This is a genomic window from Citricoccus zhacaiensis, from assembly GCF_014645315.1.
GTDB lineage: Bacteria > Actinomycetota > Actinomycetes > Actinomycetales > Micrococcaceae > Citricoccus > Citricoccus zhacaiensis.
Window position 1 is genome coordinate 34,799 of sequence record NZ_BMLQ01000001.1, and the last position, 14,981, is coordinate 49,779.

Annotated in this window: 12 protein-coding genes and 1 other RNA gene; 5 read left to right on the forward strand and 8 right to left on the reverse strand. The window is 68.2% G+C overall.

The genetic code is table 11. The annotated features are described in order from the left end of the window. Positions 1-33: 33 nt before the first annotated feature. Positions 34-1,488 (reverse strand): glyceraldehyde-3-phosphate dehydrogenase, encoded by a 1,455-nt coding sequence (locus IEX49_RS00165; RefSeq protein ID WP_229672051.1) that lies wholly within the window; start codon positions 1,486-1,488, stop codon positions 34-36. Between the two features lie 370 nt (positions 1,489-1,858). Between IEX49_RS00165 and IEX49_RS00170 the strand changes: the two genes are divergently transcribed. Beyond that, positions 1,859-3,859, forward strand: coding sequence for a BCCT family transporter (locus IEX49_RS00170; RefSeq protein ID WP_188803067.1), 2,001 nt, complete (start codon positions 1,859-1,861; stop codon positions 3,857-3,859). A gap of 133 nt (positions 3,860-3,992) precedes the next feature. Here the strand turns inward: IEX49_RS00170 and rnpB are convergent. Beyond that, positions 3,993-4,384, reverse strand: an RNA gene (rnpB, locus tag IEX49_RS00175) — RNase P RNA component class A. A gap of 142 nt (positions 4,385-4,526) precedes the next feature. Here rnpB and IEX49_RS00180 point away from each other — a divergent pair. Further along, positions 4,527-5,342, forward strand: coding sequence for a YaaA family protein (locus tag IEX49_RS00180; protein WP_188803069.1), 816 nt, complete (start codon positions 4,527-4,529; stop codon positions 5,340-5,342). 75 nt (positions 5,343-5,417) lie between these two features. Here the strand turns inward: IEX49_RS00180 and IEX49_RS00185 are convergent, their stop codons facing one another. From IEX49_RS00185 to IEX49_RS00200, 4 genes are all read right to left on the reverse strand, one after another. Next, the gene (locus IEX49_RS00185) at positions 5,418-6,860 is read right to left on the reverse strand and encodes an S-layer homology domain-containing protein (RefSeq protein ID WP_188803071.1); all 1,443 of its coding nucleotides are present in this window, start codon (positions 6,858-6,860) and stop codon (positions 5,418-5,420) included. A gap of 258 nt (positions 6,861-7,118) precedes the next feature. Continuing rightward, on the reverse strand, positions 7,119-8,090 hold the full coding sequence (locus IEX49_RS00190; protein ID WP_188803073.1) for a reverse transcriptase-like protein: 972 nt from the start codon (positions 8,088-8,090) through the stop codon (positions 7,119-7,121). A 105-nt stretch (positions 8,091-8,195) separates the two neighbouring features. Then, complete coding sequence (locus IEX49_RS00195; RefSeq protein WP_188803075.1) at positions 8,196-8,942, reverse strand: zinc ribbon domain-containing protein; 747 nt, start codon at positions 8,940-8,942, stop codon at positions 8,196-8,198. Between the two features lie 24 nt (positions 8,943-8,966). Then, entirely contained in the window at positions 8,967-9,857 is an 891-nt protein-coding gene (locus IEX49_RS00200) for a Nif3-like dinuclear metal center hexameric protein (RefSeq protein ID WP_188803084.1), read from the reverse strand. Between the two features lie 165 nt (positions 9,858-10,022). On the opposite strand from IEX49_RS00200, the gene msrA reads away from it, so the two are divergent. The 3 genes from msrA to epsC all read left to right on the forward strand — a co-directional run bounded on the left by msrA (position 10,023) and on the right by epsC (position 12,220). Next, on the forward strand, positions 10,023-10,556 hold the full coding sequence (gene msrA / locus IEX49_RS00205) for a peptide-methionine (S)-S-oxide reductase MsrA (protein WP_188804111.1): 534 nt from the start codon (positions 10,023-10,025) through the stop codon (positions 10,554-10,556). 72 nt (positions 10,557-10,628) lie between these two features. Next, complete coding sequence (gene cysK / locus IEX49_RS00210) at positions 10,629-11,564, forward strand: cysteine synthase A (RefSeq protein WP_188803086.1); 936 nt, start codon at positions 10,629-10,631, stop codon at positions 11,562-11,564. A 71-nt stretch (positions 11,565-11,635) separates the two neighbouring features. Then, positions 11,636-12,220 (forward strand): serine O-acetyltransferase EpsC, encoded by a 585-nt coding sequence (gene epsC, locus IEX49_RS00215; protein ID WP_188803088.1) that lies wholly within the window; start codon positions 11,636-11,638, stop codon positions 12,218-12,220. A gap of 106 nt (positions 12,221-12,326) precedes the next feature. Here the strand turns inward: epsC and gnd are convergent, their stop codons facing one another. Both gnd and ppk2 read right to left on the reverse strand, forming a co-directional pair. Next, complete coding sequence (gnd, locus tag IEX49_RS00220; protein WP_188803090.1) at positions 12,327-13,805, reverse strand: NADP-dependent phosphogluconate dehydrogenase; 1,479 nt, start codon at positions 13,803-13,805, stop codon at positions 12,327-12,329. Between the two features lie 154 nt (positions 13,806-13,959). Continuing rightward, complete coding sequence (gene ppk2 / locus IEX49_RS00225; protein WP_188803092.1) at positions 13,960-14,871, reverse strand: polyphosphate kinase 2; 912 nt, start codon at positions 14,869-14,871, stop codon at positions 13,960-13,962. Between the last annotated feature and the right edge of the window lie 110 nt (positions 14,872-14,981).

Below are 14,981 nucleotides of genomic sequence, written 5' to 3' on the forward strand. Positions count from 1 at the left end.
GACCGGCCGCCGTCATGGCCAGGTCAGATCAGGTCAGGCCTTCGGGAAGACCGGGACCGCGTCCCCGGCCATCTCCTCGATGACGCGGACCACCTGGCAGGAATAGCCGAACTCGTTGTCATACCAGACGTAGAGCACGGCGTTCTTGCCGCCGTTGACGATGGTGGCCAAGCCGTCCACGATGCCGGCGCGGTTGGAGCCGACGAAGTCGGAGGAGACGATCTCCGGGGAGTTGATGTAGTCGATCTGGTTCCGCAGCTCGCCGGTCAGCGACTCCTCCCGGAGCCGCTGGTTGAGCTCCTCCACCGTGGTCTCCTTCTGGAGCGCCAGATTCAGGATGGCCATGGAGACGTCCGGGGTGGGGACGCGGATGGCGTTGCCGGAGAGCTTGCCCTTGAGCGCCGGCAGGGCCTTGGCGACGGCCTTGGCGGCACCGGTCTCGGTGATGACCATGTTCAGGCCCGCGGCGCGTCCGCGGCGGGAACCCTTGTGGAAGTTGTCCGTGAGGTTCTGATCGTTGGTGTAGGCGTGCACGGTCTCGACGTGGCCGTAGTCGATGCCGTACTCGTCATGGAGGACCTTCAGCACCGGCGTGATGCCGTTGGTGGTGCAGGATGCGGCCGAGAGGATGGTGTCCTCGGCGGTGATGTCGTCCGTGTTGACGCCGAAGACGATGTTCTTGATGTCACCCTTGCCCGGCGCGGTCAGCAACACCTTGGATGCGCCGGTGGCCTTCAGATGCTGGCCGAGACCGTCCTCGTCACGCCAGCGGCCGGTGTTGTCCACCACGATCGCGTCCTGGATGCCGTAGGACGTGTAGTCCACGGTGGCCGGATCGTTCGAGTAGATGACCTGGATGACCGTCCCGTTGGCGGTGATCGTGTTGTTCTCCTCGTCCACGGTGATGGTCCCCTCAAAGGGCCCGTGGATGGAGTCACGGCGCAGCAGCGAGGCGCGCTTGACGAGGTCGTCCTCCGAGTTCTTGCGGACCACGATGGCCCGCAGGCGCAGGGAGGAGCCGCCGCCCTCGTGGGAGAGGATGATGCGGGCCAGCAGGCGGCCGATGCGCCCGAAGCCGTAGAGCACCACGTCCTTGGGGGCCTTGACGCCCTCGCCACCCTGCCCGGCCACCTCGGCCAGCTCCGTGTCCAGGAAGTGCTGCAGGTCGCCGCCGGCGGTCCGGAACTTCGCGGCCAGCTTCCCCAGGTCGATGGACGCGGCACCGAGGTTCATCCCGGCCAGGGCCTCGACCATGGGGTAGGTGTCCTCCACCGGAAGCACGACCTCGTCGATCTGACGGGCGTAGCGGTGGGCCTTGATGATGTCGATGACGCCCTTGTGGACGAGCTGGCGGCCGTAGACGCTCGTGATCACGTTGTTGTCCCGGTACAACGAGCCGATCAGCGGAACCATCCTCTCGGCCAGCTCCTCCCGGTTGTCCCAGGCGGCGCGCTGGTCCTGCGCGGTTCCGTTGGTCTCTTCTGCCACGGTAGGTCCTTCCCTTGTGCGCCTGCCTCCAGGCGGCGACGGCGCTGTCGCTGACGGGCACCGATGGGCGCCCGGTGAGCGGACGGTCATGGCCCGTCCCGGCCAATACCGCAACCAGTTGGCACACGGCGGTGCCCAGTCTAGTGATTTCGGCGCCGTTCATCGTCAAAGTGTGTCAGCGTTGACACGCGAAGAGCCGTGACCTCGACCACACCGGCCCGGGCAGGGCGGCGGGCAGGTACTGACAGCCTTGTCATTTCTTGTTTGACTCAATCCACCACCTTCCTGAATGGTGGCTGGGAACCGACGAGCCGGACCACCGTCCTTCGAATCTGCGACGGTGCCCCTCGTCTCACCAAGAGAGGCAATCATGTCGAGCTCGGACCACGAACCCACGATCACAGCAGAGGAACCGCCCACACCGCCGGCCACGGCTCCCACCTCGGAGGACGGCCGGGAGCATGTCCCTCCCTCAGCCCGGATCCACGAGAACGATTCCGACGAGGAGATCACTGAGAAGCTCAAGCGCCAGGGTGTCCGGGTGGGCGCCGGGACCATCGCGCCTGCCGTCTTCTGGCCTTCCCTGATCCTCATCGCGGCCGTGGCCATCGTGGCCATCCTCGCCCCGGATCCGACCGGCGAGGTGCTGTCCGCCATCCAGGGCTGGATCACCACCAACCTGGGCTGGTTCTACATGCTGGCCGTCGGCGTGTTCATCATCGTGGCGCTGGCCATCTGCTTCTCCAAGTTCGGCAAGATCCGACTGGGCAAGGACGATGAGAAGCCCGAGTTCGGGGTGTTGTCCTGGTTCGCCATGCTCTTCGCCGCCGGCATGGGTATCGGCCTGGTCTTCTACGGCGTCGGTGAACCACTCGGCTATGCCACCACCACACCGAAGCCCGGTTGGCCCGGCACCGAGACCGGCGCCGACGGCGTCACCTCGGTCATCCCCGGCCAGGAACACGCTGTGGCCATGCTGGGCATGGCCCAGACCTTCGTCCACTGGGGACTTCACCCCTGGGCTGTCTACGCCGTGATCGGTCTGGCCGTCGGCTATGCCATCCACCGCCGCGGGCGTCCGGTCTCCATCCGTTGGGCTCTGGAACCGATCCTCGGCCACCGGGTGAAGGGCTGGATGGGGGACGTCATCGACATCCTGGCCATCTTCGGCACCATCTTCGGCATCGCCACCTCGCTCGGACTAGGCGTCCAGCAGATCGGTTCCGGAATGGCGGCGATGGGCATCGTCGAGACGCCGGATCAGACCCTCCTGGTCGTCCTGATCATCGTCATCACCCTGCTGGCCACCCTGTCCGTGGTGTCCGGCATCGGCCGGGGCATCAAGTGGCTGTCCAACATCAACCTGTCGATGGCCGCCATCCTGGTGATCTCCGTACTGCTGCTCGGCCCCACGCTCTTCCTGTTCCAGAACCTGGTCCAGTCCTTCGGCGTCTATCTGGCCGAGGTCATGAACATGACCTTTGACGTCGGCGCCTATACCGGCGAGGCGGGCGCCAGCTGGGGCGCGAGCTGGACGATCTTCTACTGGGGCTGGTGGGTCTCCTGGGCCCCGTTCGTGGGCGTGTTCATTGCCCGCATCTCCCGCGGCCGCACCGTCCGCCAGTTCATCGCCGGTGTGCTGCTCGTGCCCACTCTCGTCGGGATGCTGTGGTTCTCAATCATGGGAGGCACCGGCCTCTGGCGACAGCTGTTCTCAGACGACCCGATCGTGGCGGAGGGCGCTTCCGAGTTCGGCGTGGAAGCGGCCCTGTTCGACGTCCTCGGTGGGCTCCCGCTCGGTGGAGTTCTGTCCGTGATTGCCATCTTCCTGGTGGCGATCTTCTTCATCACCTCGTCCGACTCCGGCTCACTCGTGGTGGACATGCTGGCCTCCGGCGGTCACCCGAACCCTCCGATCTGGTCCCGGGTGCTGTTCTCGTTCCTGGAGGGCGCCCTGGCCATTGGCCTGCTGCTCGCCGGAGGCCTGGGAGCCCTGCAGGCGGCGTCCATTGCGACGGCTCTGCCTTTCAGCCTGATCCTGATCGCCATGTGCTTCGCCATCGTCAAGGCGTTGAAGAAGGATCAGGACGCCATCGATGCCCGCGAGCGCCGTGCGCGCTATCAGCAGATCAGCGAGCGGCTGTCCGAGGACTTCGACGACGCCTTCGGCGATCAGGTCGATTCCCGGATCGACTACCGGATCTCCCGGACAACCGGTCTCTTCGACCGCCGTCGGGACGGTGGCACGGCCACCCAGACGGCTGCACCGGACTCTCCGCCTGCGCCCACGCCGGCCACTGAGCCGGACGCTGCCCGGCACCGAGACCAGTCGCGTCGGCTGTTCGGCGGGCGCCGGAAGGACGACCAGTAGGTCATCAGGATGGGGATTCCGTCCCCGTTCGGGTCCGGCCGCGAGTTCGCTCGCGCCGGACACCGCGAACCCCCGGGAGGCTTGGCCTTCCGGGGGTTCGTCGATTCTCGGCCTCTCGCCGAGGAGCGGGGGTGGGACAGGCTGGCTTGTACGCCGGGTTCTGTACCGGGAGCGGTCACCCGCTTCCCAGCGACGGCCATCCATCTAGGCCCGCCGTTGCCGGCGGGCTCGAGCGGCCAACCCGGATGCTCGGGCGGGCAGCCCTCGAACACATCCTGTTCGGCCTTGCTCCGGATGGGGTTTACCGAGCCGATCCGGTCACCCGGACCGCTGGTGGTCTCTTACACCACCGTTTCACCCTGACCTGCCCGCCTGATGCACGCACCAGTCGGGCCGGCGGTCTGTTTTCTGTGGCACTGTCCTGCGGGTCACCCCGAGTGGGCGTTACCCACCATCCTGCCCTGTGGAGCCCGGACGTTCCTCACGGCGCCGAAGACCGGCACCCTGCGGCCGTCCGCCAGCCTGTCCCGGCGCACCAGTCTACCGGTGGCTGGTCGTGGCAGAGTCCGCAGCAGTGCCCGTACCCGTGGCCGGAGCAGGTCGGCCCCACGGGGAGCGCGGGCTGACGTGGTGCGCGGGGCCCGGCGGGGATCGCTAGGCTGTTTCGGTGCTCATCCTGTTGCCGCCCTCCGAGGGCAAGACCGCTCCCCGCTCCGGCGTACCACTGGACCTCGCCTCCCTCGTCCTACCCACGCTGGCCGGAGAGCGGACCACGGCTATGGGCATCCTCGCCGCCGTCTCCTCCGCCCCGGATGCTGCCGAGGTGCTGGGCGTGGGCGAGACCGTACGGGCGGACATCGACGCCAACGTGGTGCTCATGGAGTCGCCTGCTGCCCCGGCCCACCAGGTGTTCACCGGAGTGCTCTACGACGCCCTCGACTATGCCTCCCTCCCGGAGACGGCCCGCCGGCGGGCCCGCGAGAAGGTCCTGATCTTCTCCGGTCTGTTCGGGGTGCTCTCCCTGGGCGACCACATCCCGAACCACCGCCTGTCCGTGACCAGTACGCTCCCGGGCCTGGGCCGCATGTCGAGCTGGTGGAAGCCGCGGCTGACCCCGCCGCTGGATGCCCATGCCGAGCACACCGGCGTCATCATCGACGGCCGCTCGGGCGGCTATGCGGCGCAGTGGAAGGCCCCGGCGGCGATCACCGCCACCGTGGACGTCTTCCAGATCCGGAACGGTGAGCGCAAGGTCGTCTCCCATTTCGCCAAGTACACCCGTGGCCTGGTGGCCCGTGAGCTGCTGCTGGCCGGCCCCCGGGTGGTGAAGTCACCCGAGTCCGCCGCCGAGGTGATCGCGGCCGCCGGGTCCGCCCAGGGCGCCCACGACTGGTCCGTGGACCTCGTGCCGGGAACCGGGGCGAAACCGTCGAGCCTGCAAATCACCCTCCCGGACGAGCACACCACCGTCGGAGGGTCCTGACTCCTCGTCGGCAGGATCGGTCGATCAGCCGCAGTTCCAGTCGTCCTTCTGCAGGTACGTGGCTGGTTCCCCAGGTCAGCGGGAGGCCAGCACCTCGGCGAGCTTGGCCGGCCCTGAGGGGGCGATCTCCCAGTGATCCATGCCTGGCTTGATGGTCAGGGACGTTTCCATGCCCTGGCCCGAGTAGAAGGCTGAACCGAGGCGGGCGGCGTGAACGGCGTCGAAGGTTCCGGATGCCCCGCCACGCGAGGGGGTGTCGTCAGCCCCGACCACCCAGTGCATCTCGTAGTTCTTCATCAGGGCGCTGGAGATCGGGCGGAGCGGTGCCTGCTGTCCGTAGATCCCGCCACCGGCCACCATCACGGCCGCCCCACCGGTCCACCCGGCGGAGTGGGAGTTCACCATGTGCCGGGCGACGGTCTCGGCTCCGCCGGAGTAACCGGTCCAGTACACCTGGTTCAGGTCCAGGTCGTACTTCTGGCCCAGGTCTTTGAGCAGGTCTGCTGCGTACTTCCCGGAGCTGTCCTTCCGCCACCAGGTGTTGGTGCCCTGATCGGGGGTCCTGGGGACGACGAGCATCAGTCCGTGCTGCTCGGCAAGCTTCTCGTAGGCCGGGACCGTGGACCACTGTGGTTCGCGATACTCGAAGCCGCCGTCGCCGTGCAGGTGGATCAGGATGCCGTGCGGCGTGGTCCCTTTGAGGTGCCCGGCATACAGATGGTACTGGGAGCTGGTGGTGCCGTTGCTGAAGGTGATGGCCTTGGCGTCCCGGTAGGTGCCGCCCTTGCCACCGGTGGCGTTCACGGGTCCGGAGGACTGGCGAACCGGCACGGTGTAGGTGGGCGGGGCACCGTTCACCCGGGTCTCGAGGGCGTAGAGGAACTTGGCGGACTCCCCGCGGGTGACGGCACGGTGAGGACGAAAGGTGCCGTCGGCATATCCGGAGACCATTCCGGTGCCGTGGAACCAGGTGGCCGGGGTGTAGAAGTTGTCTCGAGCGCCCATGTCCGGAAAAGGTGACGTGGCTGGGGCAGTGGCCTCATCACCGGACATCCGGTAGAGGAAGGCGGCCAGCTCGCCGCGCGTGATGGGCCGGTCCACCCCGAAGGTTCCGTCGGCGTAGCCGGTGGAGTAGTCCTTCGCCTGCATCCAGGAGACCGCGGTGAAGGCGGAGCGGGAGGCGGGAACGTCGGTGAAGTCGATGCTGTTGCCGGCACTGTGGGTCTCTCCCGAGAGCCGGTAGAGCAGCTGAGCGGTCTCCCCGCGGGTGATCTGCTGATGCGGGGCGTAGGAGCCGTTGGCATAGCCGGTGCTGATCTGTTCACAGCGCAGCCAGGTGATGGCCTCGTAGAAGTTCGCCCCCCTGGGAACATCGGTGAAGTCCGGGGTGGCGCAGGCCTTGGTGGTCGCGGCTTCGGCGGCGGGGCCGGTGCTGGCGGCAACGGGGCCTGTCAGGGTGATGGTGATGGCCAGTATGGCCATCACGCCGGCGATCCGGCGACGGTGCGTGACGAGCATGGTGTTCCCTCTGTGATGACATGGCGGGGACCATCATGACGCCCCTCCGCAGGAAACTATGCGGCACCGTGTTCCGCAGCGGTCCACTCTCAACCGGCGATGTTCATCACTCCGTCCGCACGTATGCCCCTGACTTCGGAAGATCGGCTGATCGACATCCCGGCATGTGTGAAAGGACACACCGAACAGGGCTGCTCGGTACTGAACCTCAAGAGAGCACGCTGGAGGCGCAGGCAACGCCCGGCTTGTTCCTCACCACTAGACCGGATCGGCCACGAGCTCGACCTCGAAGCCATTCGGTGCCTCCAGGTAGGCCGCATAGTGGTTCCGGCCGCCGGCGAAGGGATGCCGGTCCGTGAACATCAGGGTGAATCCGCGGCTCTGGGCGGCCTCCGTCAAGGCATCGACCTCCGCCCGTGAGCCGGCGTGGAAAGCCACGTGGTTCAGTCCGGGCCGCAGCCGGTCATGGCTTCCGGCCCGGACATGCAGGCCCGATTCCAGGACCAGGTACTCCCCCGCGCCCTGGTAGCTGGTCCCCTCGGACCATTCGCCGCTCACGGCATAACCGAGTTCCTGGAACAGCCAGCCCAGGCTCGACCGTGCGGCCTCGAGGTCCTCCACCCAGATCTCCACGTGGTGCAGTCGACCCACACGGCGTGGAGGCACGACGCCGGCCGGGGCGGCACCCGCGGCGGGTTCCGGAACCCTCGCACCCGAGGCGAGCGGGCCGTCGTCGTGGGTGGACTCTCCCCCGGTCACCTTGATGCCCGACTTCGCCTTGACCCACTCGGTGCCGGCGGCCCCCGCGTCCATGGCTTCGTTGGAGAGCAGGTCGGCGTCCTTGTTCTGGGCCCGCGGGATCCACTCATAGGTGACCTGGCCGGCGGGAAGGATGCCGCGGGCCTCGGCGGCCAGTTTCTGCATGTCCGCGTGCTTGATCTTCCAGCGTCCGCTCATCTGCTCCACCACCAGTTTGGAGTCGAGCCTCACGTGCACGGCGGCGTCCGGGTCGATCTGCCGGGCCATCCGGAGTCCGGCGATCATGCCCGAGTACTCCGCCACGTTGTTCGAGGCCCGGCCCAGCGGCTGGGCGTCGATGTCCAGGACCGCACCGGTGTCCGGATCGCGCACCAGCGCTCCGTAGCCGGCCACACCGGGATTGCCGCGGGAGCCGCCGTCGGCCTCGACATACAGGCGACGGCCGGTGGAGGGGGTGGACTGCTGGGGCACGCGGGAATCTCCTGTGGACGGTGTGGACGGTGTGGACGGTGTGGACGGTGTGGACGGTGTGGATGACGCGGGATGATGCTGGTGTGGTGCGGGAACTGGTCGAGTCTAGGCCTGTTCGGCGCGGACCAGGATGGCCCCCGAGTCCGGGCAGTAGACCAGCGTCTCCACGGGTGTCTGCTCGATCTGGGCCAGATCGGCGGGACTCAGCGGCATGCCGGAAGCCTCAGACCGGTTGCCGACGAGCCGGGCCGCGCCGATCCCGCCGTTGCGCTCCCGGATCTTGTCATAGCGGGCCACCAGGTCGGTGGGCAGGGTGGCGGCGAGGGCCTTGCGCTGGCCGGTGAGCTCGTTGCCCTCGGCGGCGACGCCGGCCGCCTCCTCCTTCAGCGTGGCACCGCGTTCCTGCGCTGCCGCCTGGGCCGCGGCCAGGCGGCGCTGGGCCTCGGCGTCGGCCGCCTCGGCCTGCTCAGCGGCCTCCATGGCCTCCAGCTCGGTGCCCTCGTGCTCGTCCTGCAGGGCCTTGAGCGTCTGAAGCTCGTGCATCATGTTCTCCAGGTCCTTGGCGGACCCCTGCCCGGCATCGAGGCGCTTCTGGTTGCGGTCCCGGTGTTCCTGCACACCCGCCACCGTGGCCTCCGCCGTCCGGACCGACTCCCGGGCCTCGGCCAGGGCGGTGGCGGACTGCTCGGCGGCCCGTTGATGGTCGGCCAGCTCCTGCTGGAGCCGGGCGTAGTCCGGGTCCTGGCGGAGTTGCTGCATGCGGTGCCGGGCCCGGTCGAGGGCCGTGTCCAGCTGCTGTAGTTCCAGCAGGCGCAGCTGTTCGGCGAGGGGGACGGTGGGGGCGTTGCTCATGGTGGTGTCCTTACGGTTCGGTGGTCACGGCCCGGGCGTCAGGACGAAGTCCCAGGGGTCGGAGTTGTACGAGCTCACGGCGATCTCCACGTCGAAACCGCGATCGGTGAGCAGAGTGTCCAGCGCCTCGGCTGCGGCGGGCAGCCACAGCCACTCGCTGCCGAAGTGGGAGACCTCCACGAGGTAAGGGCGGCCACCGGTCAGCCGGGCGGCCTCCCGCAGCTCGGAGGCGGGATGGTGGCGGAGGTCCGCGGTGACGTAGACGTCCGCCTGGGCGGCGCGGACCTGATCGAACAGGCTGTCCCCGGCCCCGCCGCAGACGGCGACGGTCTGGATGATGCCGTCCCGGTCACCGGCCACCCGAACCCCGCCCGCGACGGCGGGCATGGCCCCGAAGACCCGGGCCGCGAACTCGGAGAGCGTGAGCGCCCGGGGCAGGCGCCCCACCCGGCCGAGGCCCTCCTCGGGCAGTCCGCCGGGCGTCGGGGCCAGCGGCACGACGGATTCCAATCCGAGGATGTCCGCGATGACGTCCGAGACCCCTCCGACGGCGGAGTCCGCATTCGTGTGGGCGGTCAGCAGGGCGCAGCCGCCCTCGATCAGGGTGTGGACGGCCTGTCCCTTGAAACCGGTGGCGGCCACCGAGGTCACGCCGCGCAACAGCAGGGGGTGGTGGGTGACGAGCAGCTGGGCGCCGGCCCCCACGGCCTCGTCCACCACGTCCTGGACGGGGTCCACCGCGAAGTGGATCCGTTCCACTGGCCGCTCGGGGCGGCCGGCCACCAGCCCGGTGGCGTCCCAGGGCTCGGCCAGGGAGGCCGGCCACAGCTCCTCGAAGCACTCCAGCACCTGGGCAAGGGTCGGCGTCGCGGTGTTCGGGGTGTTCGCATCCGTGGCGTGGGTCTCGGCGCTCATGGTGCCATTCTGCCTGACCCGGGAATGAACGCGGCCAGCGTGGTGCTGTAGGGGAATGTGAGTGATCTCGACAACGCCCCTGAAGCCACAGATGCCACTGACGCCCCCGTTACCAGCGCAGCCCCGGCCTCCGAGGACCAGCGCTCGTCCCACCGGGTGCTGACCATGGCCGGCGGTTGCTTCTGGTGCCTGGATGCCGTCTACCGGCGGATCCGCGGAGTGACCTCCGTGGAGTCCGGGTACACCGGCAGCGACTGGCCGAATCCCACCTACGAGTCTGTCTGCTCGGGCCGCACGGGCCATGCCGAAGCGGTCCGCGTCGGGTTCGACGAGTCCGTCGTCAGCGCGGACCTGATCCTGGATCTTTTCTTCACCGGGCATGATCCGACGACCCTCAACCGTCAGGGCCACGACGTCGGCACCCAGTACCGTTCAGCCCTGTTCCCGGCGGACGCCGCGGACGAGGAGCTGTACCGCTCGGCCATCCGGCGCAACCAGGAGAATTGGCCGGACCCCATCGTCACCACCATCGAGCCGCTCGGCACGTGGTACCCGGCCGAGGACTTCCATCAGGACTTCTATTCCAACCGCCCGGATGTCGGCTACTGCCACGTGATCATCACCCCGAAGCTGGCCAAGGTGCGCCAGCGTTACTCGGAATGGCTCGTGGAACCCTCGGAGGGCGTCGGCCTGTCATAGGCTGAAGTCAGCACTGTTTCCCGGCTCTCTCCCGGCTCGCCCACGCCCACCGTTTCTGGAAGGAACACCGTCTTGGCCAACATCCTGAACAACATCACCGAAGCCATCGGCAACACCCCGCTGGTCATGCTCAACCAGCTGACGGAGGGCCTTCCCGGCAAGGTCGCCGTCAAGGCCGAGTTCTACAACCCGGCCAACTCCGTCAAGGACCGCATCGGCCGCTCCATCGTGGACGCAGCGGAAGCCTCCGGCGACCTGAAGCCGGGCGGCACCATCGTGGAGGGCACCTCCGGCAACACCGGAATCGCCCTGGCCATGGTGGGCGCGGCCCGCGGCTACCAGGTCATCCTCACCATGCCGGAGACCATGTCCAACGAACGCCGCGTGATGCTGCGCGCCTACGGTGCCGAGATCGTGCTGACCCCGGGCGCCGACGGCATGCGCGGGGCCCTGGAGAAGGCCCAGCAGATCGTCGCCGAATCGGACAACGCCATCTGGGCCCGGCAGTTCTCCACGCAGGCCAACGTGCAGGCCCATTACGACACCACGGGCCCGGAGATCTGGAATGACACCGACGGCACCGTGGACATCCTGGTGTCCGGCATCGGTACCGGCGGCACCATCACCGGCGCCGGCCGCTACCTCAAGGAGCAGAAGCCCGGGATCGGCATCGTGGCCGTGGAGCCCTCCGATTCACCCATCCTCTCCGGCGGCAAGCCCGGCCCGCACAAGATCCAGGGGCTCGGCGCCAACTTCGTCCCGGAGGTCCTGGACACCGAGATCTATGACGAGGTCTACACCGCCACGCTCGAGGAGTCCGTCAGCGTCGCCCGCACCATGGGCACCCGCGAGGGCATCCTCGGCGGCATCTCGGCCGGCGCCATCGTGTCCGCCGCCCTCGAGATCGCCAAGCGCGAGGAGAACCGAGACAAGCTCATCGTGGCGATCGTCCCCGACTACGGCGAGCGGTACATCTCCACCGTCCTGTTCGAGGACATCCGGGGCTGACCGACTGGTCGTCCTCTCCCCTCCCCGGCCTCCCGGCACCAGCCCGGAGCCAATCGATCGAAAGGCCACCAGTGGGTTTCCTGTCCCGACTGAAGGAAGACATCGCCAATGCCCGGTCCCACGACCCGGCGGCGCGCGGGAACCTGGAGGTCGCCGTCGTCTACTCGGGTCTGCACGCCATCTGGGCCCACCGCCTGACGCATCAGATGTGGCAGCACGAGAAGCTCAAGACGCCGGCACGGGTGCTCTCCCAGGCCGCCCGGACCCTGACGGGCATCGAGATCCACCCCGGGGCGACGATCGGCCGTCGGTTCTTCATCGACCATGGCATGGGCGTGGTCATCGGTGAGACCGCGGAGATCGGGGATGACGTGATGCTCTACCACGGGGTCACCCTCGGCGGGCGGTCCCTGGAGCAGGTCAAGCGCCACCCGACCCTACATGACGGCGTGGTGGTCGGGGCCGGGGCGAAGATCCTGGGACCGGTGGAGATCGGTCAGGGTTCCTCGGTTGGCGCGAACGCGGTGGTGGTCAAGGATACCCCGGCGGACTCGATCGCCACCGGCATCCCCGCGACCTTCCGGCACCGGTCCCCCAAGGAGCAGCAGCCGGCCGTGGACCCGGCGGAGTACGTGGACCCCGCCATGTGGATCTGACCGGCGCAGCACCGAGAACACACCTCCACCCCGGCACGACGACGGCCGGCACCTTCCGCGGAAGGTGCCGGCCGTCGTCGTACTCCGTGGTGCTGAGGGCTGGGGCTCAGGCCTCGACCTCTGTGCGGTCCCCCGACCACAGGGTGTGGAAGGTGCCCTCACGGTCGGTGCGGCGGTAAGTGTGCGCGCCGAAGTAGTCGCGCAGTCCCTGGGTCAGGGCTGCGGGCAGGCGGTCGCGGCGCAGCCCGTCGTAGTAGGACAGCGCCGAGGAGAACACCGGCACAGGCACGCCGGCGGCCACGGCGGTGGCGACCACGCGGCGCCAGGCCGGCAGCGCCGCCGCGATCGCATCCCGGAACTCCGGGGCGAACAGCAGGTTGGACGGCTGGCCCTCGGCGGTGGTGCCGGGTTCCGGGTGGCGGGAGGTGTCCCGGCCGCCGAACGCCTTCATGATGACGTCGAGCAGGTCGGCGCGGATGATGCAGCCGTCCCGCCAGAGCGAAGCAATGGTGCCCAGGTCCAGCGACCAGCCGTATTCGGCGGCGGCGGCAGTGAGCATGTCGAGGCCCTGCGCGTAGGACACGAGCTTGGAGGCGTACAGCGCCAGGCGCACGTCCTCCACGAAGGCCTCACGGTCCGCGTCCTGCGGGGCGGTGACCGGGTCGGTGCCGGCGGCCAGCACCTGCTGGGCGGTGGCACGGATCTCGGGCTGGCTGGACAGCGAACGGGCGAAGACCGATTCGGCGATCGCCCCGATGGGCGAGCCGAGGTCCAGCCCGGAGATGGCGGTCCAGCGGCCGGTGCCCTTCTGGCCGGCCTGGTCCACGATCACGTCCACGAGTGGCTTGCCGGTCTTTGCATCCACGTGTCCGAGGACCTCGGCCGTGATCTCGATCAGGTAGGACGCCAGGTCGGTGGAGTTCCACGAGCGGAAGATGCCGGCCTGGTCGGCCGGCTCGATCCCGCCGACGGAACGCAGGAGATCATAGGCTTCGCCGATGACCTGCATGTCCGCGTACTCGATGCCGTTGTGGACCATCTTGACGAAGTGACCGGCCCCGTCGGTACCGATCCAGGCGCAGCACGGATCGCCCTCGTAGTGGGCGGAGATGTCCTCCAGCAGGGGGCCGAGCGCCTCGTAGGACTCCTTCGGACCGCCGGGCATGATCGCCGGGCCGTTGAGCGCGCCCTCCTCACCACCGGACACGCCGATGCCGACGAAGTGCAGATCCTTCGCCGCCAGGGCGGCTTCGCGGCGGCGGGTGTCCTCGTAGTGGGAGTTGCCGGCGTCGATGACGATGTCGCCGGGGGCCAGCATCGGCACCAACTGGTCGATGACGTCATCTACGGGCTGGCCGGCCTTGACCATGATCAGCACGCGGCGCGGCACCGCCAGGTTCTCGACCAGTTCGGCCAGGGTCTCGGTGGGGATGAAGGTGCCCTCGCTGCCATGCTCGGCCACGAGCGCATCGGTCCGGGCCCGGCTGCGATTGTGCAGGGCCACGGTGTACCCGTTCCGCGCGAAGTTCCGGGCCAGGTTGGCCCCCATGACCGCTAGTCCCGTGACGCCGATGTCAGCCTTCATGCCATTCCTTCCCAGCACGCTCGGTGCTGCTACCAACAGGGGATGGGCCGCCGCCCGTGAAGGGGCGGTGCGACCGTGCTCCAGCCTACGCGGTCGCCGGCCCCACCCCTCGCCGATCCGGGGTACGGCCAGTGCGGGGTCGGCCGGCTCAGGATCAGTCCCCGACGGCGTCGCGCCCACGGCGGACGATCAGCGGGTCCGGGGTGCCGATGACCTCGTGGTCCTTGCCGTCGTACTCGAACTGGGACAGGAAGTACCGCATCGCGTTGAGCCGGGCCCGCTTCTTGTCATTGGAGCGAATGGTGGTCCACGGGGCGTGGTCGGTGTCCGTGTGGAGGAACATGGCTTCCTTGGCGGCCGTGTAGTCCTCCCAGCGGTCCAGCGACTCCAGGTCCATCGGGGACAACTTCCACTGGCGCACCGGGTCGATCTGCCGGATGGCGAAGCGCGTGCGCTGTTCGGACTGGGTCACGGAGAACCAGAACTTGGTCAGGTGGATCCCGTCATCCACGAGCATCTTCTCGAACAGCGGCACCTGGTTCATGAAGGTGGTGTACTGCTCGTCCGTGCTGAATCCCATGACCCGCTCCACTCCGGCACGGTTGTACCAGGAGCGGTCGAAGAGCACGATCTCCCCCTCGGTCGGGAAGTAGTTGATGTAGCGCTGGAAGTACCACTGGCCCTGCTCCCGGTCCGAGGGCTTGTTCAGCGCCACCACGCGTGCGGTGCGCGGGTTCAGGTGTTCGGTGAAGCGCTTGATGGTGCCGCCCTTGCCGGCGGCGTCCCGGCCCTCGAAGACGATGATGTGCCGTTGGTCCGTGTCCTCGCCCCAGTACTGCAGCTTCAGCAGCTCGATCTGCAGCTTGTACTTCTCGAGCTCGTACTCCTCACGGGACAACCTTGTCTCGTAGGGGTAGTCCTCCTGCCAGGTCTCCACGGCCCGCCCTTGGGGGTCGATCAGGTCTGGGTCCGGGGTGTGCCCGTCGGACACCGTGTACCCGCCGTTGCGTAGCTTGTCGATGAACTCGCGCAGGTTCTCTCGCGGAGCATCAGGGGTCAACAGCATGTGGTCTCCTTCTACGCCGGGCTTGGCCTTCATTCTCCATCATCGGACGGACGCGTGACGGACCACGACCTCCCGTTCCGATCCCCCGGTGAACAGGCCGTGAACTCTCC